Origin of the sequence: Paenibacillus sp. MAEPY2, assembly GCF_000499205.1 — a bacterium.
GTDB lineage: Bacteria > Bacillota > Bacilli > Paenibacillales > Paenibacillaceae > Paenibacillus > Paenibacillus vandeheii.
Window position 1 is genome coordinate 1 of record NZ_AWUK01000060.1, and the last position, 24,211, is coordinate 24,211.

The following is a 24,211-nucleotide window of genomic DNA, read 5'->3' on the forward strand; positions in this document are numbered from 1 at the left end:
ATTAAAGTAATAGCCGTATTTACTATACTTTTAGCTCAAAAAGAAGTAGATAGCCGATTTGAGTCTATAATTACCGAGTTTATTAAATGTACGAAAGATAAGGTTTGTGAATACGACAAAGTGAATATTGATTTCATCGTTAGTCATTTAAAGGATAACAGCAGTATTGAATTTGAGACTTTGCTTGGTTATTTGAAAATGAGAAGATCCCCACTTGAAAGGGACAGCGAATGGATATATAGAATTTTAGATGTTATTTTAGATAGTTCTAGTGTTGGCAGAAGATCGATACAAGTTCTTATGACAGACCAACTAAAGGGGACTGAGGAGAATTATGAATAATATTTTAACTACTATTAATGAGTATATTGAAACACCCAATACAGATTATTCAATCATGATAAATGGGAAATGGGGTTCGGGAAAAACCTACTTTATTCTAAATGAATTAAAGCCCTTTATAGAAGCAAAAAAGGGCTATAATAATAGTTCTTTTTCCGTTATATATATATCACTTAATGGATTAAATAAATTAGATAGTATTAGTGAACAAGTTATTTTGGCACGAATGCCACAGAACAAAGTAACAAAAATGAGTTATGGAATTGCAAAATCTGCTATAAACATTATTGGTAATATCCCAGGCGATTATTCCAAACTAGTTCAATCATTCTCGCAATCAGGATTGGATGGTCTAATGGATAACTTGGGAAGAGTTCTTGATTTTAGTACAAGTGTGATTGTTTTTGATGATCTTGAGAGAATTGATAAGAACGTGAGTATTCAATCTGTATTAGGTTATATTAACTCCAATTTTATTGAACATCAAAAGATCAAAGTAATTTTAGTAGCAAACACAGATAAGTTATTTGAAGATACTTCGGATTATGCAGTCATACAAGAAAAATTCATAGATCGTGTAATTGAATATAAATCTAATCTTAAAGGCAACTTAATGGCCTATGCAAAAACCTTTTTCTCTGGCCTATCTGATAGCCAAAAGATGCTTATTGGGTTCGTTGAAGAGAATGAGTTTGAAATTTTAAGGCAATTGGAGGTAGCAGAATGTACAAATCTTCGTACTTTACGATTTATACTAAGTAAATTTGAGAGAGTACTACGTGTTATTGATCCTCATGAGTTTAACAATGAGTACGGTTTGATGATTTTTCGTTTTATTCTGGCCATTTCTGTTGAGTATAAAAACGGTAACATCAAGTTGCTCATAGATGAAAAGGAAAATTTGCTGGAGATTCAAACCTATCGAGTGATTAAACTAGCTAAAGCAAGAAACAAACAGAGCAGCGGAACTACTGAAGAACCATCTTTTATGGATAGATTCTATGATAAGTATGTAGAAAAAAATGAAGGTTGGAGATCTTTTCCATCAATTTACGATTATATTCTGTATGGAGCACTTAATGAAGAAGCTCTAAAAATGGAGATAGACATACTAATGGAGAAGAACAAGATTCACTTAACTTTTTTAAACAAATTAATTGATTACTATTACCAAGAAGATGAACAACTAAACGAAATAGCTAAAGAATGCATATTTTATGCTACGAAAGGATTGTACAAGCCCTATGACTACATAATATTGGAAGTATACCTAAGAAAACTAATTGAATCTGGCTACATTGAGGTAGATTTGAATTATCAAGAATCACTAAAAAAAGGATTACAATTGGTTCTTTCAAATAAAACAGAATTTATAGTTAGTAATTCTGTATTTACAAATGAAATATCTGATTATTCTGAATTGAGATTAATCATCGAGGAAAAACAAAATGAGAGTAAGTCACTGAAAAAAAATGAGAATATTAATGCTTTTCTGTCAGCAATGCGAGATACAAAGGTTCCCTTGTATTCCTCCGATATTTTTAAGAAAGTATATCAAGACAAATTCTTTTTCACCCGTATTCCAAAGGAATTATTCTCGCAAAGTATAATTGTTTCAAGTAACTATAATTTACAATCTCTTATTTCAATCTATAGAGATACGTTTGAAAGTGTATCCAATGCTGGAGCACATTATTATAGTGAGAAAGCGAAACTAATATCTCTTGCAGATGAAATAGACTGTGCTATGACAAAAGTTAGTGTGAAACCTTTAAAACAAAAAATTCTGCAAGACTTAATTTCTACTCTTTATAGTTGTGCAGAGCATCTAGAAGCAACGAGATAGTGATTATTAATCTTACAATATATACAAAAAGCTCTAGCTTGTTTGCTTGATTAGCCTCGAGTATCTGAGCGTGGCAAAAATGCCCGGAATCCTAGGTTCGCTAAAAATATTTCAGATATTGTAATAATCGAATGGGGGCAGCAACTCACGTATAAGGCGCTCTGTCCGAACGAGATCTTCGGATCACCGATCTCTTAAAGCGGATCACTCTGCGTTGCAATGTGTGCGGGATGTACCATCCTGATCTGATAAGCTCCTCCATTCGAGAGTTGCATTGCACATCTTTGCAGAACGACCATGATCGCGAAGAAAAGGCTACCCACAGCATCAAACAAACTGACATCCACCCGATACCCTCAAACTAAGGATTTTGGATGTGTCCAAAAATTCCTAAGGGGGAGATAGGTACATGTGCACGGGAACGACACCAGGTACTGAGGCTAAAAGTATCGGGGAAGAAGAGACAGTAAATTTTTATTCCAAAATTTTAAACTGATCAAAAGTGAACAAATAGAAGATGAAGTTTCATTTTTAAGAGGAAAGACTTTATTAACAAATATGTATTGCAAGATTTACATTTATGAATTATAATTTTAATTACCGAGTGATTGAACGAATGTGTTAAGAAGAGTATCATCTCATTGAGTGAGAGATACTCTTCTTTTGTTATCTCACAACATTTATGGAACAGTTGAATCTCAGTAATCACTCGATTGACAACAAGTATACTACGGGTCAGAGATGAAACAGGGAGCATGGTGAAAAGAGTATCCAACAACATGATCGACACTATTCATTGAATATATGGCATGCGGAATGAATTTACCTTGTTGTTTTGGTATTGCAATAGATTAGAAATGATAATTCTCATAACAAAATGAAGTTAACCTAGAGACGGAAAAAATGTATAACATGAATTACAATAATGTATTGCAAGAATTACAATTATACTATATAATTTGATATGTGCTCCGGTAATGCCCTTATGTTCGTTGATGTGTGCGTTCTTAGTAAAGTGTAATCTTGATAGCCTCGAGATTATACTTTATTTTTTTTGAATTTGTGGACCCACAAACTTAGTAGGACAGTTAGTGGTAGAGTAAGAATCGTATTTGTAATTCATGAGTTCCATGGTAAATTGTTCTTGTACTAGTAACTTGGTAGACTTTTTATAAAAGGAGGGCTTTTCGATGAAACCAAAGTTTAAATCTAAAATGTACAAAAAAATGATTGTAGGACTTACGGTTTTGACTGTGGTAGCTACATCATTTGCTACAGAGCTTAAGTTTTCAGACGTACCATCGAATTACTGGGCGAAAGATACGATTGCTTGGGGTGTTGATCAGAATATCATTCAAGGTTACCAGGACAACACATTTAAACCAGATCAGAATGTAACGGAAGCTGAGTTTATTACTATGTTTATTAATGCATTTGAAGGTGTGCAGGAAACGACGAATACATACTGGGCTTCAGGTTACTATGAATTCGCGAAGAAACATAACTGGGCAGTGAATGGCTACAATGATAAAAAAGCTGCAAGTACTAAGATTAACCGTACACGAGTTGCTGAGATTGTTACTGGTGCAGTCGGGGTGAATTATTCAGGGGAAGATGCAATTCGCTATATGCTAACTCAAGGTTTGGCTGAAGGTCGAGGTTCTACACCATCTGTATCCGGTTTTCAGGGTTCTTCATTGTTGAAGAGATCGGAAGCAGTTCAATTTATTAAGAACTTGATTGATAAGGGCGTCACAGACGTTAAAGATCGTCCAACGACTCCTTCAGATCCAAGTGATATACCAGCTCTTCCTGGTGATGAAACTCCAGCTAGCGGTGAAGTCATTCTAAAAGAGCTTAAAAAAGCTGATGCTTCTCCGGATGTTGCTAGAGCAATCGGTTATATGCCTCAGGATAAGGCGAGTGAGAAGTACGTAAAAGAGTTTTTAAATAATGTTAATTTTAAAGGTGGCAGCGTCACTGTTGTAGTGCCGAAGAACATTCCTTCTGGTTACAAAGTTTCTCTTAGTGGAGTAGACGGGACTGCATATAGTCATAAGGTAACAGGAGGTGAGACTTTCACCTTTAAAGTAGATGATGCATTCTCAATTTCAATGTTTGTAGGAACGACTGCAAAGCAATCTACAACAATTTCTTCGAAAGGCGAAGTTATTTGGGGGGCTAAACATTCGTGATTGTAAAAAACTCAAATAGATCAAAGATAATGAAGCGGGCCATTATGGTCACGCTTCTTTTGGTTGTCCCAATGCTAGCTTTTATTGGTTACAGAGTATGGGCAGCAGCAACTCCTCCATCATATGGAACTCAATTTTATCCATACACAAGAGAAAAAGTTGTTACTGTTACTGGGGATTTGACCCCAAGTGGCCCTGGAAGACCTGAGCTTGAATATGCACACAGAGATGCATACGCTTTATGGTCAGACATCCGCTTTAGAGATCTTGCAACTCGAGAGTGGGGAAAGGCAACACCAGCAGGCGAATACAAAGGTGTAATCACTTTTAACATCATTGAATCTGAAGCTCAAGATGATTTCAATAAAAGAGAAGGCTATAACCTCATACCGCTCAAAGAAAATGGTGTAGAGTACGGACCGGTAAAAATGGTGGCTGAGTGGGCTAACGGTAATCCAGATTACATTATAAACAAACTGAAGGCCGGATCAGATGAATCCAATTACTATCTCAAAGCAAGTAATCGTTATTTTATTGGTTCCGTGTCTACAAGCAATACCTGGTATCGACTTCCTTCACTCATATCATTATCTGGTGGAGGTCTGAACATGGCGACGGATATGGTGGCTCAGACGCCGACAACAAGTACGAATCGAGGAGTGACATTTCCTTCCTTCAAAACGACGTATTCAACCACACCTTGGCCCAAAATCTTTGCTATGTTCGGCACAGATGGTACAGAAGAGAGACAAATTGTTAATTCAACGAACGGTAAATTGAGAATTAGCACAACTACTTCCTCCTACTCGGGGAATAAGCATAAACTTTGGTTTCTTGAGGGGAAATTTACTCAAGAGGAAATTTTGAAGGAGATCAACAAAACGACTGCTGCTTCAGGAAAAAGCGATGCAACGCGTTTCGATTCTTTTGCAAAGAATGTCTATAAAGAAATCAGTACGAACAGTAAACAAACATTTAACTACAACACGACAATCCCGGTATCGGAAATCAAGAAAATAACCAAGGCAGACGGAACCGTTCGAGATTATACCCTAGTGGTAAGTGACGGGTATGACCGGATTGCGGTAAAAGACTTCAAACTTGGCTTGTATGATCCAGATTTGGCAGTTGATCCAGACAGCATTACGATTACACCGGCTGCACCTCAACCTGCAGGTAGTACGGCCACAGTCTCCATTGATGTGCTGAATAACAGCACAAAGGACGTGGAAAGTACGTATCTGCTATGGCGGTGGAATTCGACAACGGCAGCTCAGAAAATACCGATTGCCAATTTTAAAGCGGGAGAACGGAGAACGCTTCAAATTGAAGTAAAATTTCCAAGTCATCCGGATCTACTGGTATTCAACATTAATGGCTATAAAGACAGTCCTCCGAATGAATCGGACTGGGATAATAACCGAGCCGTCTATAAGGTAGGCACCGGCAGCGTGAACTTGGTAGCTAAGGATATACGGGTTACTCCTTCTAAACCGCAAGAAGGGCAGTCAGCAAAGTTCCAAGTGCTTGTTGTTAATGAGAGTTACACTGAAACGGTTACCAATACAACACTGGATTGGTCCGTCAATGGTGTAGCTAAAGCACGAATTGATTCAATTACGCTTGCTCCAAGAGAGCAAAAGTGGATATCCGATCTGAAAGTGGATAAGGTTCCTGAGGGAAGTAAGCTCACCATTAAAGCGGAGGTGAATAAAGGGCATGATCGGCCGGCAAATGAATATAAAGAAGGTGTACAAAACCCTTGGCTGGATAATGTCATTCAAAAGGAATATGACCTTACAAATAGAACACTGAACCTATTTGTAAAAAGCATTAGTTCAGGAACGGCTACTCAGTCACAGAATGTAACTACACGGATCGAAGTTGGAAGAGAGAACTTACCAGGAGATTCACTAGACGCCAAGAGCTTTGATGTGAAGCTTTTCCTTGTGGATGCAAATGGGCAAGATACACTGGTAGGTACACAGCAAGTGACGTTCTCCAAGCCGGGTGAAAACAAAACGATTATGATGGCATGGAATACAGGGAATCGTGATCTAGGAAACTACAATCTGGTTGCAACGATCAATTTACCACCCACTCAAGGGGAAAAAACATATCAAGATAACCAGTTAAGTTCAGGATTTACGATTTACGGGAGCCCTACAAACGGAACATGTAAGGTCACCAACCATACATCAGATATTTCTGGCACGTACACCTATTGTGCTCGTTATAATACCAGCTATGACGAAGACGGAAACCCGACAACTTATTGTGTAAGATATGAAACGGGGTACTATTACGAATATTTCAATTCCAACTTTAACAAGACAGTATCGGGTACCTTTGTGCAAGAAAATGCAGATGAAATAAACGGTAGGGATGTGCCTTTAGTTCGCAGCGGAAGCTCAACCATAAAGGCAGGACAAGGATTTAACTTTGTTATCGACTCCAGATATACTGAAGACCGCGGTTTAACAGGGAATATCTATCGTGCAGTAGCACATTTTCCGAAAGCGGACGGCACAATAGAGGACATTGAGCTTGTTAAACTATCATCTTCTACCAATCAGGTTCAGTGGGGACTCCCGCTTGCTTGGGTGGCGAAACACGGTGATGAAGTCATCTACCGCGAATCCGGAAATCCGGGGTCAAATGATCCTGAAGATGACAATTACTACTATCCAGGCGGCCGGGCGTATTATTCTTCATTGAATATGCCTGCAGGTACGTATAACGTTGGCATCGATATGTATGCAACTGGTGTAAACAGTCTTACACAATGTCTAAACGTTCAGTTTACAGTCTCGGGGAACCTTATGGATGACTTTTATGTTCGTCAAGTCATGCCAGAAGATCCGTTTCCATCGGAGCTATTCCCTTCAGGGGCGACACTACCTTGGGCTGGATCCGAGAGCATCCTTAAGCAACTGTCTGATTGGGTTAATTTCTCCGAAGAAACAATTAATTGGCCTAACTAAGTAAAAAGATAATGAACTGCTATGAAGCCCCCACATATATGTGGGGGCTTTTTTCTTATAAGGATGAGAGGAAAACATAACAAGGAGGTTCATAATGCTGGTATTAACGACTCTTTTGATCGGAATTTATAATGCATTCAACATGTATTGTGATATTCGATGGCGTATTACAAAAAACTTATGGCACCTGTCATTTATGGTTTTGTTCTTCGGGTTAATCATTTGGCAATATCCTACAACAATTGTATGGGTGTTGTTGTGTGGATTCTGTGCTTTTCTCCTAATTGGACTATTGATGGAACAGATGGGTTCCACAGCCCCCGGAGACACCAAGATGATGATGACCAATGGACTTGGAGTTTCTCTATTTGGGCTCATTGGTAGTGAGGGTTTTGTAGGCGGACATTATCGGAACACCTTACTAATGTTTTTGGGATCATTAATTCTCATTTTATTTCTTATTGATGTGTATCGCTTCGGTAGGAGGTATGGAATTGCTAAAGTCCTGAAAACGATATTTGGTCATGCTTTCGGATTTATCTTGAGAAGAGTGGGTTTTGGACACTTTGCTGTGGAACCTGAGATGAGCAACGCTTCAATGCGTATTCTACCAGGTGCTGTGATGATCACAGCTGCTGTCTCCCTAACCGTCCTGGTTCTATATCCATACTAATGGAGAAAGGAGGAGCCTAGATGTCTACAACACCCAAAATGTTGCCCTTGTTAATCGTTTTTGTACTATTTGCTTACTTTGCCATTGATTTTGTAAGCATCGGTAGTCAGAAAATAAAAATGCAATCTTCAACAAGAAATACAACGCAAACTGCCATGATGCGTTCCGTGGAGGAGGGCGGAATACGGACAAAACATTTACCCCGAATTGATATTAAAGAATTTGACCAACAATTCGGTATCTATGGAGAGCTTAATGCAGGAACAAAAGCAATGATGAGTTCGTATACCGGAATTTATCAGATTGATCGGTTAAAACCATATGCTGCGGTCCAAATGGGCACGCCAGTTGAAGCATATTCTATGAAAATGCTAAACAGTGATAAGGTCACCACTTGGCATTATCCACGTCATCGAGTGGTCTTTATTTGGGATCAAAAAAACTAACTAAACTTTCTGGAGGTTCGAAAATTACATGAATAAGCGTAGGTTGCTGGCCGTGATGATGTCAGCCATTGTCGTAATTGGATTTGTTGGAATCAGTGAGTACCGTGTACGTACAGAGTTAAAATCCACTGTGGTGTATTTTGCGAAGCAGGATATTCCAGCACACACTGAGATCACTGAAAGTATGCTTGAGGCCATTGATTTGCCACTAAAAGGATTGCCTCCGGGGATCATTTACAACAAGAAAGATATCGTGGGGAAATATACTCAGGTTCAGTACGGATTGGCTCAAAACAGCTACTTCTTCCAATCTAAAATTGTTACTCAGGATGAGTTGATGGACGCCGCCCGACTAAAGTTACATGACGGACAAGTACTATGGACAGGTAGCGTAAATCTAGTTGAAGCTTCAGCAGGTAACGTTCTTCCAGATACAGATGTGGACGTTTGGTTCAGTGCGGTCGAGACGGAAGGAATGGATTCAAAATGGGTCATCGGTAAGATGTACGAAGGGGTCCGCGTTGTGTCAGCCAAGAATAAAAAAGCAGAGGATATCGTAACCAAAAACACAACCAACACGGTTAATTCCAATGGTGAAACCACGGCTCCTAAAAAGGAATTGTATCCTACCGTCGTACAACTGGCAGTAGAGGATGAGCAATATCAAATGCTGACAGCTTCTCTATCTAATGCATTTAAAGATGGAAATATTATTCTTGTCCCACATAACAAGGATGCAAAAGCTGGCATTCCTGAGCTGGGTGTTACTGGTGAATTCGATATTAAGCCGTATATCAAGTCAAAACAACTCAATCTCAGCGACTTTATTGCTAAAAATAAAGAATCTGCAGCAAGTGGTACTGGTGTAACGATAACTTCTACTGAAACACTGGCGGATATTCTGCCTAAAAATACAAACCAAACTAAAGGAGAAGAAAACTAATGACAACGCTTGAAGAGAACATCAACGAGATTCAAACATACAAAAATCGAAAAGTTATTGTTGGTTGGTCATGTGAAAGCGGTATGGGAGTGAATAGTTTCCTAAATGCGGCAGCTGTAGAGTCGGCTAGGAGAGGTGTAAAAACTGTACTGGTTGAATTGGACCTGTTGCATGCCTCTACTTCGATTTCACTTGGGATGAGCCATCATACACGAAATTTAGAGTCCTGGATTACTAAAAGCAAAGAGTCCGGAGAAAATCGTGCGATCCGTGACTATCTTGTAAACTCAAAAATATGGATGCAAGATATGGCTGCAACTAATCCAGGATTGGAAGCGGCTGTGTCAGAGTTACCTCAAGATTTATATCTTTTGGCACCGTCCCAGTTTCTTGATCGTTTCCAGGCACATGCACACTCAATGACGAAAGACACACCATATTTTATTATTGAACAATTGGTGGATTTAGGTTTTGAGGCTATATATATGGATATTCCAAGTGAAATCCTCATGCCGGTTACTGGGACAAGCATGAAGCTTGCTACCGACTTGTTAGTCTTCGTGGATGGGCATGTTGCCCATAGCATTTATACCAACCAAACGATAAAACGTATCATTGGCGATCACCGTGGTCTTAAAGTTATGTTGAACCGGGCCGGCACTTTAGGTCCGGGAATTGAGAAATTGTTAGGACAACCGATTTGGAAAACGATTCCGGATGACCCAACTCTTTCGGAGAAATCTCTAGATCTTGTGCCGGGTGGTAGTGACAAATACAATGCTGTAGTTAATGATTTTTGTGACGCTATGGGGTACAAGAAAAAGAAGAAGCAGGCTACTGAGCCTGCAGGAAGCAGAAAGGGATTCTTAAAGTTGTTTTCAAAATCATAATCCAAATGCCATTATGCAGAAAACCTACGATTACTCGTAGGTTTTTTCGTTTTAGATGAGAGATAAAACGATAAATTTTTATTAAACAAAGGAGAATAGATATCATGTTGAAAGAAAAGGTCAGCTCTGTTGGTCAAGTTTATAATACAGTTCTCACTACTTTAAACGCTACATCTGATTCATCCCATATTGTTCTGCCCTCAATGCCACAAGTTGAAATGGATGGAGGAAATGGTGGAGAGGGACTTTTCCTGTCATCAGAAGAGTTCCTGGAAGGCGTTCATAACCCTACGGGTATTACAGACACTAGTGCATTAAAACCAATTGATAGTCTTGTATCCGAAGATGCCATAAAGTTTGTTCGTGACAAGCTTTCACTCGAGCACGGTAATGATTTATCACGTGCGTTTTACGACATAGCGATCCGAGATAAATTGGAGGGGTCCGTTAGAAGATACATTCATGAAAACGACAATCTAAAGGATAACGGAAATAAAGCGGTTAAAGAACAAGCTAAAGAAATGGTAGAGGAAATAGTCGGTCTTGGCCCAATCGATTCACTTATGCATGATGATAGCATTATAGAAGTCATGGTGAATGGTCCCAAAGAAGTATACGTAGAAGACCATGAGGGAATGCGCTTAACCAACATTAAGTTTCATGATGATGAACATGTTCTATCCATTGCTAGAAAAATGTTGAATTTTGCAAATGAAAGTGTGACCGAGGCCAAACCGATTTGTGACGCAAGGCTTTCAGATGTTCGTCTCAATGTGGTTATTCCGCCTATCTCGCGTATCGGTACAACGATAACGATTCGTAAATATCCACCAATTAATCTGTCTACAGAAAACATTATTCAAAGTGGCTTAATGACTAGAGACATGTTCCGCTTAACTAGCACTTTAGTTAAGGGTGGTGCGAACATCTTGGTTGTAGGTAGCACTGGAGCAGGTAAAACAACGACGATTAAACTTTTGTGTGGTGAGATCCCAGAGCATGAGAGAACACTTACCATTGAAGATACTGAAGAGCTTCGATTGAAATTAATGTACCCATCAAAACATATCGTTTCTCTAGAATGTCGTTTTACAGGTAAAGAGGAAACAACGGTGGATATTGCAAAATTATTGAAATCCTCACTGCGTATGCGGCCAAGTAGAATCATTGTTGGTGAGGTTCGTTCCTTGGAAGCGATCGATCTCATCGAAATTTTTAACACTGGACACGATGGCGGATTGAGCTCCTTGCATGCTAACTCAGCAAGAGACGCTGTGACAAGACTTGTTCAGATGATTCTTAAAAATGGCTTACCGTTATCTACAGAGACAATCGGCCAAATGGTGAGTAGAGCAATCGATATTATTGTATTCCAAGAGAAACTTGAAGATGGAAGTAGAAGAATTACAGAAATTATTGAGCTGCTGGGCTTTGAGAATGGCTTACCCGTTGCAAATACACTTTATAAGTATCAGATTACAGATACTGAGTTCCTGGAGAACGGAAGATTCAAATTTATTGGACATCATGAAGAAGGTGAGGATTGTACAATCTCATCGGAACTTTTGGCAAAAGTCTACAAAAAAGGTGTTCGCAGAAACGAAGTATCAAAATGGGTTAAAGCGCCTCTAAGCGCGTAAAGAAAGGGGAACAAATATGGAAATTTCCAAGATCCTATATATATCGTTGTTTGCAGTTATGTTTATTGCATTGTTTTTTCTCTTGCAGTATCTCCTCCCGAAGAAGAAGTATCGTTCCTGGACAATGGTGATGTCTGAGACAGAAGAAGAGCAGATTCACAAAAAAACGGAAGAAGCAGAACGAAAAAAACGGTTTACGTTCGCTAAATATCTTTCCCCCAATCATTTTGAAAATGAAGCTAGGATCACAAACTGGGATGTAGGTACCAAAGCTCCACTTTATCTATATGGGGGGCTCCTTCTTGGGATTGGTTTTGGATTCCTTATGAATTCGCCGATCGCAATTATTTGCGGTGCGTATGCAGGTATATGGGCGCCTTGGTTTATCCTTAATAACAAAAAACAGAAATATGAGGATTTCATTGAAGAACAGATTGAAGTCTTGATTCAGGAGGTTAGTGCTGGTTATTCCATCACACAGAATTTGACAGACTCCATGAAAAAAGCAGAAAGCAGCCTGGAAGAACCGATTAGATCGATGTGGTCTAAGCTCGTCACTGATTATTATGCCGGGGATAAACTTTCAAATCTTCTTACTGAGATGCAAAAGTCAATTCCCGTGAAAGAATTTAAAATGTTCTCGGATCTTCTAGTCATTGTTGAGAGATCAGGTGGAGATGCGAGTCCAACTATGAAGCAGATTGCTGATGTTATTCAAAGCAATAGAATTCTAAAAGAAGAAGCAAAGGCTGAACTTACACAGCAAAGACAATCGCATCGAATGAATGTTACGATAGCCATCGGAATTGTCCTTTTCTTCCGATTTGCTCAAGCGGATCAATATAAGCAGCTAATGGTTTTACCGTTAGGACAATTATTAATTACACTTATGATCTTGTACATCCTGTGGTCATTCCAAAAAGTAAATAAAATGACTCAGTTGTAGAAAATTAATGAAATGGAGCGGATCATTCAATGATTTACCTCATAATAGGAGCAATCTTCTTTTTAATACTTTACGTTAGTCTGTCTACGATCTTATCGACAGGAAAGACCTATCGGTCAATGGCGTATGTTCCTGGAAGTAACGAAGCACTGTGGAAGAGGGTTGCTGGTTCTATGGAAATGGCGGCTCGAAGTCGTATTAAGTTATCTTCTGAACAACATTCTGTCTTGGAGAAGCAATTGTATCGTTTAGGATGGAAAGAACGCCCTGAAGATATCGCTGGTCAACAATTGATGTTTGGAGGCTTAGCCCTGGTTGGTTTCTCCTTATTTGCAATTTTCACAGCATCATCCGTCATGTTCATTCTTGCGATTTTTATTGGTTTTTATTTTTATCGCTACCCTGTATCTCGTCTAAAGAAGGGGCTAAGTGAGAAAGAACGTATCGCACAAGAACAACTTCCGGATTTCATCGATCACCTTATCCTGCTATTCTCTGCAGGATTAACACCTTATGCAGCCATTAAGGTTGCTTGCGACCATGCACCAGAGGGTTTGCAGCTCGACTGCAAGAGATTGTCTAAGGATCTCGAATCGATGAGTGAAGCAAGGGCTTTGGAGATCTTCGCTGAAAACGTAGGTACACCATCAGTAAAACGGTTTGTATTGGCCATGAAACAAGCCATCCAAACAAGTAAAGAAGAGGCTCAACATATTTTCAAATCTCAGACAAAGCTGATGAGAAATATCCGGAAACAAAATAACAGAAAGATTATTAAAGAACGTCCGGCCAAGCTGCAAATGATCAGTACTGGCATGTATGTTTTTGTTCTTGCAGTGCCAGTAGCAGTTATAGCAATCAACTTTATCTCTCAAATGAACGGAATTAAATAGGTTCCAAACAAATCGGTCCACATACATTGGATCGATTTTTTTTATTTATTGTAGATAGCAAAACAAAAACTGAAAGAAGGGTAGGATATATGCAGACTCCTGAAAAATTGATTTGGTTGCCCATACTTGCATTTTTTCTTATTTTTATGCCAGATATGATTACGTATGGTCAATGGCAATGGAAGGCACATCAGATAACTGATTATGCAGTGGAAAGAATGGCAGCTAGTGGTGGTTGGACGGATACGGTTGAACAAGAAGTGTTCGAAAAAATGGAGGACATGGGGATAAATAAGGATAAATGGGTGATCTACCATACCGAAGGTGTAGTTAAGGCTCCGGGCAATGTAGGATTTCAAATTTCAAGCAAGTACCACTTAAGAGCATTTGCTATTATGGGTGAGAAAATGCAGGCTGCAATGGGTGATTCAACCGTACTCACTTTAAGGGCCAATCAAGAGAAAAGTTCACAGATCTACTAGACCAAAATTTTTTATCATAGTGTATTGCATGATTTACACTGTTGTTGTATAATGAACTCATCGGGTAACCAACCCCCCGGTGTGGAAGTGCAAGATCTCCAATTATTTTTTTCCTTGGCAGAAGAGTGAAATCACTCTTCTGTTTTATTTTTCATTAATTGAACCCCCAATTTGGACAGTAACCTGAAGTTTCAGGCTGCTGTCTTTTTTTCTGATACGTATGAGGAGGCGATAAAATTGGCGAGTTTGACATCAATTAAACAAACGTTGGAATATACCATGTTTCGCTGTGACTTGAGAGAGAAACAACGTTTGGTTCTTTGGATGCTTCTAGTAGGGAAAGAACAAAAGGAAATATCTCAGTCATTGCACATGAGTGAGGAAGCTATAAAAAAACATCAGAGAATTATATATAGGAAGTTAGGAATCAAAGGGAAGGCGCAGCTGAGCAAATGGGTCTTGGAACAGGTCTCATCTTCAATTACTGACCCGCAACCAATGACCAAGGAAGAATTTTTTCGTGACTTTCAGAACGCTAATTCAAATTAAATATTGTGGGTGAGCATTGTGAAGAACATTAAGTACAGTCATTCAGAATTAGATAAAATTAATGATTACCTTCATACCATGTACTTCGAAAGAGACGAGATCATTCATAGTGCTTTTGTCAGTATCATCGCTGGTGAACATATGCTACTAATCGGACCTCCTGGAACAGCGAAGAGCTCAGTTCTCGAAATGATTTTCCAGCACTTCCGGGATCTAAATGTTTTTAAATGGACGATGAATGACGATACAACTCCCGATGAGCTTCTGGGTCCTTATGAAGAAGGGCTCTATACTCATGGGAAAATAAAGCGGAAAACGGGAGGAAAGCTTCCTGAAGCACATATGGCAATTCTTGATGAAATTTTGCGTGCACGAGGATATGCCTTAAATTCGCTTTTGGACATTTTAAATGAGAGATCGATCATCCAGATGAATGAAAGACAAGCAGTTCCTCTCATTAGTCTCTTTGGTGCCACAAACGACCTTCATGAGAACCATGAAAACACGGCACTTTATGATCGCTTTCTTATTCGAATTAATGTAGATTATCTGTCTTCCAGAGAGAGTTTGAAAACCATGTTACTAAATGAGGTGTCACCTGAAATATATGCTTCGTTGTCACTTCACGATATTACGCAATTAAAAATAGCTGCAGCAAGGGTTCAAATCCCTTCTGAAATTATGGAGATAATTTTGAGTTTGAGATTTAAGCTATTTGAAAACAAAATTTATCCCTCGGATAGGAGATTGAAGTCTAGTTTGAAACTTATTCAGGCTTCAGCATTGTTGGAGCAACGTATCAATGTTGAAAAAAAAGATCTACAGATCCTGAAACATGTTCTCTGGAATAAACCGGCTGAAATAGATAAATTACAAGAGATCATGGAATCAATTCTGAATAATGATGTGTAATTCAAAATATGATAGGAGGATGTAACTAACTATGGGAAAGAATTTTTCGGAACAGAATTTAGAAACACTTTTGTCTAGTTGGGACAGTGATTATAAACTAAAGACTCACGACGGTGAAATTCGTTCAATTGAGATGACAAAGCGATACGATGTATCAGCTTTAGAAAAAGCAGATCAATTTATTATCAACATCTCCAGGATGTACAATTACTTAACTATAGGAAAAGAAGGAGGAGAAATAACTCTAACGATCAATGTAAAACCAGAGACTTCAGATAGTTTCTTGAAATTCTGTAGAGACTTAAAGGTTGAAGAGAAAGCCAAGACACGGGACCTAGTAGCAGAATAAGTTTGTCGAACGTCTAGGCGGGCCATTAAACGTTTACTTTGCTTGCTCGCCTATATGATACATAAGACTGATAAGTTAAGCAGGAGGTGAATACCTCCTGCTTTTTTTTATTGAGATAGATAGAGAACATACATCTGTTTTTGATTCCATGAGAAGGGAGCTCTACGATGCGATGAATCGAGAAGAAATTCTAAGTGCTTTGCTCTGTACTATAGATGAGACGGGATTATGGATGTTGGCCACTTTGAGAGTGGCAAATAAGCCGGTCGCAAAAAATTATCTTAGAGAAATTACAAATAAACGTTATATTGAAACAAAAATGCAGCCAGAAGAAAAAATATTAATTCCCTCAAGATACATCTTAGATATCACTATTGCAAAACTTGAAGGAGCTGCTCTCATTAAGGTGGAACGCGTAGGTCAAACAAGGCTTTATCAATTAACTGCACTTGGTAATGAAATTATTAAATTTCGCGAAATTATGAGAAACGGAGTGAACTAAAATGGTTGGTCTTAAATATGGATTTTTGGGTGTAGGTTTAGGAGGCACATCTATTGCAAGTGCCTGCGCAAGTATACGGACGAGTGTAAAAAACAATATGCAGCCATATAGTGCTTTTTTGGTCAATACAAATGAAGTGGATATGAATAAGATTCCGGATGCATCAAATGTAACAAAGTTCCTTTTAAAGGGATATGAAAAGGGTGCCGGTCGTGACATTGACTTGGGTGAGGAGGCATTTTTGACTCATAAAGAAACCCTTATTGAGAAGATCCAAAGTTATTTTTCGGATCGTGATTATGTCTTTTTGATGGTAGGAATGGGGGGAGGCACCGGCACTGGGGCCGTGATTGAAGCAGCTAAACTATTGCATGCGAATGGTTTCCAACGGCGGTTTAGTCTTGTTTTGACTCTTCCGCGAGACCAGGAAGGAAAGGTCGTTTTGGATAATGCAATCCAGCGATTGCAATTAATTGCTAGGGCAATGAAAGGGCTTGGTTCAATTATTCTAGTGGACAATCAACAATTGTTTGAGAATTACCTCCAGCATAACTCGAATGGAAGTGTCGAGGAGTTCCTGAAGTCATGTAATGAATACATTGCTGTTATGCTGCATGAAATGAATACGGTCACAAGTAGTTATAATCCTACGGGCCCGTTTCATTTTGATACTTCTGAATGGCTGAAGATACTTCAGACACCAGGAATCATGCTTGTCGGCAGAACGACTTTAGATGAGCGTTCTGTTGATGCAGAGAACGAAGGAACGTTCCTACCAAAGCTTAAACAATCCATTGAGGAAGGGGTTCTTAGTGGAGGTTATAATCTTGAAAATGCCGAAAGATGTGCCCTGAGCTTACTTGCTAGTCCAAGCGGTGCGAAGCGCATATTTACTATTGGTATGATGAATACATTAGAACAGCTGCTGATCACATATGCTCCATATGCGAACGAAAGACCTGTAGCAACTTACGGGGATCAAAATATTAAGCAACTTCATATCTATTCTGTATTCGCGGGTTTGTCTCTTCCCAATAGAGTATTACAAATAATTGAGAGTTCTAAAAAACTCGAAAGAAAAAATGAAGTGGTAGATGAAGCGTGGGCAGTCCTTCAAAACTATAGTGTGGTAACCAAGAAGACGAATGATGACTTGGAAACTCTATTAGGAACATCTACTGCTAAAAGGGATACTGAAAAGCTAACGAATGTACGTGATCCATTCGATTTTAACTAAACCTCAATACTGCCTCAGTAACTGTCTCTGTTACTGAGGCAGTATTGATTTAAAGGCTTGACTAGAATCTGTGTACTGCAGCAGTTACTGCGGCAATAGGAGGACACATGAAAATACTTCACGGAAATGTACCGGCTAATTCCGGAGAATTAAAAATTATTCCATCTTTAGATCAATGCGAATCTATTCTTCATTTTTCATTCCCGGGAGTGTTACCTCATTACCAAGTAGAGCATCGAGAAAAAAGAGAAATAAGACAGCATATTAGGAATTCAAAAGCATTCTATAGTGATGCTACTTTAGCATTGGTCGAAAGGTTGCCCTTCAGAATTAAATACGATCATGCACTCATTTACATCATTCAGTTTTTCCCCGATTTTGTTATTCGAGATTTTGATAATCGAGAACGTAAATATGTTCTAGATGCCCTTCGTTATGCTTCGGTCATAGGGGATGATAACTGGCGAAACATCTCAGTATGTGAATCTGGTGAATATGATTCTGGAAATCCCCATACTGAAATATTTATATCAAGTCACCAAAAAGCCGTCGAGATGTTCACCTACGTTCACCAATTCTGTATCAGTCCCGGTTGACGAGTTACATATCAGTACTATGTCAATCAATTAGGGGGATAGTACTGATATTCTCGTACTGATACGGAAAATAGGTCAACTGGTGAAAAAAATCGTTGTTATATCAGTGTTTTTGATCTGTCATTCTTTTGCATCTAGAGGTGAATGAAGACTGATATCAGATTCAACATGTTTTTGTAGGCACATCAAGGGATTTCTCCCTTGGTATAAGGTGAACAGGGAAAGGAAAAAGGAGGGGAGTATTCCTGCTGAAAGCAGGGATGCTATCCCTCCTTGCATTTAGGAATGATGAGAGAAAAACGACAGGTGCCTGAATTCCAATATTGCTGAGAGAACAAACCAAATCCATGTTTTAAGCAGATCATGAGGAGGTCTTTTTGTGTGAAGATTAAGAATCTAACGGAGAGGGACGTCAGAATCCTTCATGCTCTATTTCGGTATCGGACATTTACTACACCCCAGGTACATCGACTATTCTTTGAAAGTAACAAAAAAAGAGATTATTGCTGGCTAAGAATGTCTTACCTAAAAAGAGATGGATATATCATATCTAAACCCGTAGTCAATAACGGGAGAAAGGAAACAAATTCGTATTTTCTAACTACAAAGGGAGTGGAAGAGTTAAAGCAAAGAGGGCTAATCGACAAAACTACATTTGCTAAAGATCTGCAGCTATCGGGATTTCGAATGCTCCATGCCCAACAGGTTAATGAATTCCTTGTACAGTTGAAAGCTTACGGGTATGACTTGTGGGATAGCAGACTTGTAAAAAGTACTTTTGAACTTGATCGGAATAGTCTCATACAAGGTATGCTTATCTCACCGGACGAGAGAAAGTACGGACTGTACCTATTCACCACGGATCCTGAAGAAAAGACTTTGGCCAAGGTGATATCTGAGATTAAGAAGAACTTCTCTATAAAGTACTACCTTGTAGTGTGTACATCTGCTAAAGCCTTTACGGAATTTGAAAGTATGCTAAAAAAGGAAGAAACACGGATCAGATCAAGTGTAAGCTTGTTGCCATATGAGGATGCTCTACTTGCACTCAAAACCGTTGGAAATGAGAATCAGCGGATACAGTTATTCCAAGAGTTTGGCAGGGTTGAAAAAGTGGAACGTGGAGCGTTCCCATATACCGTTCAACACAACGGCGAAATGAAGTATGTTTGTGAAAATTTGCACAACAGTACAGGGGTCAGACGAAGATTGTCCTTATATACCCCCCACGAATACAAACGAGATGGGAAAAAGGTATTGATGCTGATCCGGAAAGGGTTTCTACAGGATCTCGAACAAGAGTTTAGGCACTACCCCCACGTTCAATTTGCTGTCATCCTCAAAAAGGATCTCGTAGAGAAAATCGAAAAGTGGGAAAACGCAACATTGTGAAAATAATCACTATAAGAGAGAGGTTTATGCTATGGAATTCAATGTATGGGTAGAGGAAGCTAACTTGAATCACAGTGAAGAGGCTTTTATCAAATTGATTCAAAAAATGCGTGATCTAAAGGACATGTATTTATTAATGAGTCCAAATAACAATGAGGCTCCATTCGTAGGGCAAGAGGATAACTACAACTGGATGTACATCTATACAAGTTATCAACAATTGGAGAGTAATGCACCTCTCATATTTGAAGACGGTACACAGTTGTACTATGTTTCTGTACCAACAACTGAGCTTCTGTCGTGGCTCGTCCAGCATCAAAGTCATGGGGTATATGGTGTGCGTATAAATGAGGGACCATTTGGATTCTGGATCTCCCTCCGAGATTTGGAAGGGATTATAATCGAAGAGGGGACCTCAAATGACTGAAAATTAATTTATGTCCCCCTGAACATAAAAGCAATAGATAGAACTGCTACGTCTATCGTGACTAGTGAGAGTTTACGATTCTTGAGATTATGTTTGGTATATCCTTCGGGCAAGTCAAACATATACAACAAGGAACAACTATGGTAGTATGTATTTCAAGAAATACACACGCGTTACGACAATACAAATGCACTCGTGAACGTATTTGATTACGAAGACGAACTAATGCATTTGCAAGGACGTAGTAATCTACGAATTTGTCGATCAGGTATGTACACCATCGGTGAAGATACCTCCGTTTAAGTACAGGATATGAATGATTACCTGGCTTAGCTGGCTATAAAACAATTTTCTTAGTTTACTCACAAAAATAATATATGGATTCAGAGAATCGAATTCCAATGGGATTCGGTTCTTTTTTTTATAAAGTTACCTATTTGAATTGAAGGAGAGATCACATGCTAAAAAGGATAACACAACTCTTATCTGTATTTTTTGCTGCTGGGGCTTTAACTCTGATGGTAAATACCATCGCTTTAGCCAGTGCCGCACCCATTCAAGTTCATTCCTATGATGAAGTTGATTCCCGCCTGCATGATGCAATGACTAATCACACTGAACAAATTCAGATGGAAGTATTTGCTCCAGCGACCGATATTAATAAGAGTATCGGGGACATTAGAGCAAAACTATACCACTTTGGTGATTACAGCGCCTTTACTCATAAATACATTTCGTGGGAGTGGGACAAATTTAGCTCAGAGCATTTTTCCATTACTTTTTCCATTACATATTTTGAAACTGCAGAACAGGCTGCGTATGTAGATCAAGTAGCAAGAAAAACCGTAAGTGAGATTACTACTCCTCAGATGGATGAGCACCAAAAAGTAAAAGTGATCCATGACTGGATCGTTAGTAAGCTGGAATATGACTACGACTTGAATCAATATTCCGCGTATGCCGGGCTAGTTGATCCCTACAAAACAGTTTGCCAGGGGTACAGCTTACTGGCTAGTAAGATGTTTGATTATGCAGGCATTAAGAACAAGATTATCTTTGGATATCTAAAAAATAACGAGAAAACGACACATAGTTGGAATTTGGTACAATTAGATGACTTATGGTACCACGTAGATTTGACGTGGGACGATACAAGCAATAGCTATACTTATTACAATTTAACCGACGAACAGATAAAACTGAGTCGGACTTGGAATCCTGAATATTATCCTGCTGCTAGCAGCGAATATCGGGAAGAGCTTAAAAAGAAGCATAAGGCCGGGAAGAATGGACTGGATTTCTTACGTCTTGGCCAACTATATCGAAGTATCTATAAACAATCAGTTAATGATTAATGGAGGAACAGGTATGACGAAGCAAGAGAAACTAGAGAAACAAGATATAATTAACCGGAACTTGAGTATCATTGATGAATTTCTCTTCAGTGATGCTCAAGATGATGAACTCAGAAGGAAAGCTATTAAGGATCTCATTGAAGAAAATATGCAACTAATAGATTTAACCTTCGATTCTGTGCCAGCAATGGCCAATGTAATTTAGTCATGGTGTTGGGTTACCCGGACAATTATATAGTCGAAGCGAACTCTTTATCTTAAATACAGCTAATCATGAGACAGTCTCACTTGCAGTAATGCATAGTGGGGCTGTCTTTTTTTGTATAAGTTGAACGAACTTTACTCTATTAAAAGTTAAAAAGGAGAGGATGAAAGATGGCAGCGGGCGCAACATTTACAACTTCGGAAGAAATCGATCGTATCGTTCAACAAGTAATTGAACGTGAAGAAGAGTTTAAGATATTGAGTGTCGCTCACATCCTAACACGCTTTCGAACGGGCACATGGTACACTAAAGGAAAATTGATTTATGCGAAAACGAAAGTATTATCCAGTTATGAGCGCTTTGAGCTCGACTCTGAAATACTCATTATGGTCAATAAGCAGGTATGGGAGCATCTCAATGACTCGCAGAAAGAAGCACTGATCTATCATGAGCTATGTCATATCGAAGCCTCTGTAGATAAGCATGGAGCGCCTAAGAACTCCCCCAAAGATGGCCGACCGATATATCGACTACAGAGCCACGACCTGGAGGAGTTTAAATTAGTCGTGGAAAAGTATGGTCTTTGGCGGCCTGATGCACAGGAATTCATGGATTCCGCGAAGAAAGGTGAACAACTAACCATGGACCTCGTTCAATCGGATAACAAACGGCCTGCAGGAAAGGTTATTCATCTAAGGGCCAATTGAGAAAAATGTTCAACCAATGTACGCTCCATTTTGAGGATAAACCCCCCATGCAAAGAGACAAGCATGGCATGATGTCTACTGTTGCCCCTCCTGGGGTATCTCAAATCCAAAGAGGGACGGCAGGCAATAATTCAAATAGCTCCTGTTGTTATCAAGCACTTTGTAAGTTATTAATTCATAGGCGCTCAGGTGGTGTTTTCACTTGGGCGTTTTTTGTTTGCTAGAAGTATTCCGATTCGAAAGGGGAAGAAGCAGAAAGCAGCATTTCTAAAGTCCACGATTGTTTTCAAAGCATATAGCTTTAGGGATAGTTCAACCGAAGTATTAGGTGCAAAAATAACCTTGATTTTCGCACGTAACATTTAACCGCTAAGCCCATGGAGACGATAATGTATATAGAGGGGTGTTAGAGCACCAATTAAAAGGAGAGAGTTCATGAAGAAACAGTTTATCAAAATCGCAGGAATAGCACTGGTAGCAGCGCTTGTGGTAGGTACGATGAACATCACGGCATCTAGAGTGCAAGCCGCTACAACTCAATTTTCCGACGTGGAATCGACCCACTGGGGCGCCAGCGCCATTACCAATGGCGTCTCCAAAGGCTATGTCGATGGGTATACAAACGGTACATTTAAGCCAGATGCCAGCGTCACACGAGCCGAATTCGTGAAGATGGTTGTTTCGGCCATGGAACTTGAAACCGTGCCATCAAGCGGTAAATGGTACACCGAGTATGTGGAAGCCGCAAGCCATGCCGGCCTGTACGCATCTGCTGATTTTAACAATAGCGAAGCGGCTTGGACGAAAGTGATGACACGCGACGAAATGGCTCGGGTTGCAGCTCGTGCAATTGGGGAAACGAGTAAGGAAGAGGACAAATGGATGTACCTCGCTACGAAAGCTGGTCTAATTAAAGGCGTCGGTATAGGGCAGATTGCTCCCAAAGGACTGACCACGCGTGCGCAGGCAATCGTTGTAATCGAACGTATTCTATCCAAGAACACCGGTGCTTCTCTTGAAGTCGATAAGTATGCGGTGGGAAGTGCTGAAATCGCCTGGCATGGTACGAATATTTTTACCGTGATGCCCGAAATGTGGGTAACAACGGAAAAGGATCTGAGACAAGCTAGAAAGAACTCTGTCGAAGAGATGTGGAACGAAGAACGTATGACGATCACGTCAAAAGATGGACTGTATCAAGCTAGGCTTGACGCACTTATCGCCATCGACCTTGCCGACCCCAACGATCCCAACCTTGGGTTGATTAAACCGATGAATACACTCAAATGGTTCAATAACACCACTAATAAGAATCTAATGGTCAAAGATCAGAAAAACAGTTATGTTCTCTATTTCAAGGGCGGAACGGTATTTAACAAAGATACTAAAAGATATAACCCTAATACAACAATTCAATTCCGGGTAGATGGATTTGGTAGTCCTGATCGCGATGCCTTTTTCGATAAAGGTGTGCTAAATGGAACAGCTAGTCTTTATCGCAGTAGCTATTTCGACGTCCCTGGCGTTATAATCCCCAAAACGGGAACTATTCAAAATTACAGCAATTTGGAGATCAGACTGCAAACCCCTGCAGGTGGATGGTGGTTTAGTCAAATCGTTCCTCTTAGTCTGCGAGGAAATCGCGACGACGTCTAATTCTTTCTTGTTTATTAACGAGTAGTATGTTGGGGTACATAAAA

Annotated in this window: 24 protein-coding genes; all 24 read left to right on the forward strand. The window is 39.4% G+C overall.

All coding sequences use genetic code 11. From position 1 onward, the window contains the following. Window positions 1-342: hypothetical protein (locus P364_RS37675; protein WP_036695175.1), on the forward strand; the 342-nt coding region annotated here is incomplete at its 5' end. Further along, window positions 335-2,188, forward strand: coding sequence for a P-loop NTPase fold protein (locus P364_RS0132545; RefSeq protein ID WP_024634159.1), 1,854 nt, complete (start codon window positions 335-337; stop codon window positions 2,186-2,188). The genes P364_RS37675 and P364_RS0132545, both read left to right, overlap by 8 nt. Window positions 2,189-3,378: 1,190 nt before the next feature. Continuing rightward, window positions 3,379-4,383, forward strand: coding sequence for an S-layer homology domain-containing protein (locus P364_RS36450; protein WP_024634160.1), 1,005 nt, complete (start codon window positions 3,379-3,381; stop codon window positions 4,381-4,383). After that, window positions 4,380-7,367 carry a hypothetical protein gene (locus P364_RS0132560; RefSeq protein WP_024634161.1) on the forward strand — a complete coding sequence of 996 codons (2,988 nt, stop codon included), beginning with the start codon at window positions 4,380-4,382 and terminating at the stop codon, window positions 7,365-7,367. The genes P364_RS36450 and P364_RS0132560 overlap by 4 nt, the downstream gene beginning before the upstream one ends. Before the next feature lie 94 nt (window positions 7,368-7,461). Next, window positions 7,462-8,040: a hypothetical protein gene (locus P364_RS0132565; protein ID WP_024634162.1), complete on the forward strand. Its 579-nt coding sequence runs from the start codon at window positions 7,462-7,464 to the stop codon at window positions 8,038-8,040. Between the two features lie 20 nt (window positions 8,041-8,060). After that, window positions 8,061-8,486: a hypothetical protein gene (locus tag P364_RS0132570; protein ID WP_024634163.1), complete on the forward strand. Its 426-nt coding sequence runs from the start codon at window positions 8,061-8,063 to the stop codon at window positions 8,484-8,486. A 28-nt stretch (window positions 8,487-8,514) separates the two neighbouring features. Further along, a complete protein-coding gene (locus P364_RS0132575; RefSeq protein WP_024634164.1) occupies window positions 8,515-9,429 on the forward strand; it encodes an SAF domain-containing protein in 915 nt (304 codons plus the stop codon). Further along, a complete protein-coding gene (locus P364_RS0132580) occupies window positions 9,429-10,319 on the forward strand; it encodes a hypothetical protein (protein ID WP_024634165.1) in 891 nt (296 codons plus the stop codon). The genes P364_RS0132575 and P364_RS0132580 overlap by 1 nt, the downstream gene beginning before the upstream one ends. Before the next feature lie 104 nt (window positions 10,320-10,423). Beyond that, complete coding sequence (locus P364_RS0132585; RefSeq protein WP_024634166.1) at window positions 10,424-11,959, forward strand: CpaF family protein; 1,536 nt, start codon at window positions 10,424-10,426, stop codon at window positions 11,957-11,959. Window positions 11,960-11,975: 16 nt separating this feature from the next. Further along, window positions 11,976-12,905 carry a type II secretion system F family protein gene (locus P364_RS0132590; protein WP_024634167.1) on the forward strand — a complete coding sequence of 310 codons (930 nt, stop codon included), beginning with the start codon at window positions 11,976-11,978 and terminating at the stop codon, window positions 12,903-12,905. 173 nt (window positions 12,906-13,078) lie between these two features. Next, window positions 13,079-13,798, forward strand: a complete 720-nt coding sequence (locus tag P364_RS0132595; protein ID WP_152532783.1) for a type II secretion system F family protein — start codon at window positions 13,079-13,081, stop codon at window positions 13,796-13,798. 89 nt (window positions 13,799-13,887) lie between these two features. Next, on the forward strand, window positions 13,888-14,280 hold the full coding sequence (locus P364_RS0132600; protein ID WP_024634169.1) for a hypothetical protein: 393 nt from the start codon (window positions 13,888-13,890) through the stop codon (window positions 14,278-14,280). 237 nt (window positions 14,281-14,517) lie between these two features. Then, window positions 14,518-14,829: a helix-turn-helix transcriptional regulator gene (locus P364_RS0132605; RefSeq protein WP_024634170.1), complete on the forward strand. Its 312-nt coding sequence runs from the start codon at window positions 14,518-14,520 to the stop codon at window positions 14,827-14,829. Between the two features lie 18 nt (window positions 14,830-14,847). Beyond that, on the forward strand, window positions 14,848-15,741 hold the full coding sequence (locus P364_RS0132610; protein WP_024634171.1) for an AAA family ATPase: 894 nt from the start codon (window positions 14,848-14,850) through the stop codon (window positions 15,739-15,741). Between the two features lie 31 nt (window positions 15,742-15,772). Next, entirely contained in the window at window positions 15,773-16,090 is a 318-nt protein-coding gene (locus P364_RS0132615) for a hypothetical protein (protein ID WP_024634172.1), read from the forward strand. A gap of 172 nt (window positions 16,091-16,262) precedes the next feature. Further along, a complete protein-coding gene (locus P364_RS0132620; RefSeq protein WP_024634173.1) occupies window positions 16,263-16,592 on the forward strand; it encodes a hypothetical protein in 330 nt (109 codons plus the stop codon). A 1-nt stretch (window position 16,593) separates the two neighbouring features. Further along, window positions 16,594-17,829, forward strand: coding sequence for a hypothetical protein (locus P364_RS0132625; protein WP_024634174.1), 1,236 nt, complete (start codon window positions 16,594-16,596; stop codon window positions 17,827-17,829). A gap of 107 nt (window positions 17,830-17,936) precedes the next feature. Further along, window positions 17,937-18,425, forward strand: coding sequence for a hypothetical protein (locus tag P364_RS0132630; protein WP_024634175.1), 489 nt, complete (start codon window positions 17,937-17,939; stop codon window positions 18,423-18,425). 381 nt (window positions 18,426-18,806) lie between these two features. Beyond that, window positions 18,807-19,817 (forward strand): replication-relaxation family protein, encoded by a 1,011-nt coding sequence (locus P364_RS0132635; protein WP_024634176.1) that lies wholly within the window; start codon window positions 18,807-18,809, stop codon window positions 19,815-19,817. Between the two features lie 31 nt (window positions 19,818-19,848). Further along, window positions 19,849-20,244, forward strand: coding sequence for a hypothetical protein (locus tag P364_RS0132640; protein WP_024634177.1), 396 nt, complete (start codon window positions 19,849-19,851; stop codon window positions 20,242-20,244). A 458-nt stretch (window positions 20,245-20,702) separates the two neighbouring features. After that, entirely contained in the window at window positions 20,703-21,599 is an 897-nt protein-coding gene (locus P364_RS36455) for a transglutaminase domain-containing protein (protein WP_052016863.1), read from the forward strand. A gap of 13 nt (window positions 21,600-21,612) precedes the next feature. Beyond that, window positions 21,613-21,804, forward strand: coding sequence for a hypothetical protein (locus P364_RS0132650; protein ID WP_029881484.1), 192 nt, complete (start codon window positions 21,613-21,615; stop codon window positions 21,802-21,804). A 170-nt stretch (window positions 21,805-21,974) separates the two neighbouring features. After that, window positions 21,975-22,511: a putative metallopeptidase gene (locus P364_RS36460; protein ID WP_024634178.1), complete on the forward strand. Its 537-nt coding sequence runs from the start codon at window positions 21,975-21,977 to the stop codon at window positions 22,509-22,511. A gap of 435 nt (window positions 22,512-22,946) precedes the next feature. Continuing rightward, window positions 22,947-24,167: an S-layer homology domain-containing protein gene (locus P364_RS0132660; RefSeq protein ID WP_024634179.1), complete on the forward strand. Its 1,221-nt coding sequence runs from the start codon at window positions 22,947-22,949 to the stop codon at window positions 24,165-24,167. Window positions 24,168-24,211 lie beyond the last annotated feature (44 nt).

Excerpts from the sequence above, each read along its gene's own strand:
- P364_RS0132595 (WP_152532783.1), top strand. The coding sequence starts at position 13,079 with ATGGAAATGGCGGCTCGAAGTCGTATTAAGTTATCTTCTGAACAACAT.
- P364_RS36455 (WP_052016863.1), top strand. The coding sequence starts at position 20,703 with ATGCTAAAAAGGATAACACAACTCTTATCTGTATTTTTTGCTGCTGGG.
- P364_RS0132585 (WP_024634166.1), top strand. The coding sequence starts at position 10,424 with ATGTTGAAAGAAAAGGTCAGCTCTGTTGGTCAAGTTTATAATACAGTT.
- P364_RS0132625 (WP_024634174.1), top strand. The coding sequence starts at position 16,594 with ATGGTTGGTCTTAAATATGGATTTTTGGGTGTAGGTTTAGGAGGCACA.
- P364_RS0132620 (WP_024634173.1), top strand. The coding sequence starts at position 16,263 with ATGAATCGAGAAGAAATTCTAAGTGCTTTGCTCTGTACTATAGATGAG.
- P364_RS0132570 (WP_024634163.1), top strand. The coding sequence starts at position 8,061 with ATGTCTACAACACCCAAAATGTTGCCCTTGTTAATCGTTTTTGTACTA.
- P364_RS0132600 (WP_024634169.1), top strand. The coding sequence starts at position 13,888 with ATGCAGACTCCTGAAAAATTGATTTGGTTGCCCATACTTGCATTTTTT.
- P364_RS0132545 (WP_024634159.1), top strand. The coding sequence starts at position 335 with ATGAATAATATTTTAACTACTATTAATGAGTATATTGAAACACCCAAT.
- P364_RS36450 (WP_024634160.1), top strand. The coding sequence starts at position 3,379 with ATGAAACCAAAGTTTAAATCTAAAATGTACAAAAAAATGATTGTAGGA.
- P364_RS0132650 (WP_029881484.1), top strand. The coding sequence starts at position 21,613 with ATGACGAAGCAAGAGAAACTAGAGAAACAAGATATAATTAACCGGAAC.
- P364_RS0132565 (WP_024634162.1), top strand. The coding sequence starts at position 7,462 with ATGCTGGTATTAACGACTCTTTTGATCGGAATTTATAATGCATTCAAC.
- P364_RS0132575 (WP_024634164.1), top strand. The coding sequence starts at position 8,515 with ATGAATAAGCGTAGGTTGCTGGCCGTGATGATGTCAGCCATTGTCGTA.
- P364_RS0132580 (WP_024634165.1), top strand. The coding sequence starts at position 9,429 with ATGACAACGCTTGAAGAGAACATCAACGAGATTCAAACATACAAAAAT.
- P364_RS0132630 (WP_024634175.1), top strand. The coding sequence starts at position 17,937 with ATGAAAATACTTCACGGAAATGTACCGGCTAATTCCGGAGAATTAAAA.
- P364_RS0132660 (WP_024634179.1), top strand. The coding sequence starts at position 22,947 with ATGAAGAAACAGTTTATCAAAATCGCAGGAATAGCACTGGTAGCAGCG.
- P364_RS0132615 (WP_024634172.1), top strand. The coding sequence starts at position 15,773 with ATGGGAAAGAATTTTTCGGAACAGAATTTAGAAACACTTTTGTCTAGT.
- P364_RS0132640 (WP_024634177.1), top strand. The coding sequence starts at position 19,849 with ATGGAATTCAATGTATGGGTAGAGGAAGCTAACTTGAATCACAGTGAA.
- P364_RS0132590 (WP_024634167.1), top strand. The coding sequence starts at position 11,976 with ATGGAAATTTCCAAGATCCTATATATATCGTTGTTTGCAGTTATGTTT.
- P364_RS36460 (WP_024634178.1), top strand. The coding sequence starts at position 21,975 with ATGGCAGCGGGCGCAACATTTACAACTTCGGAAGAAATCGATCGTATC.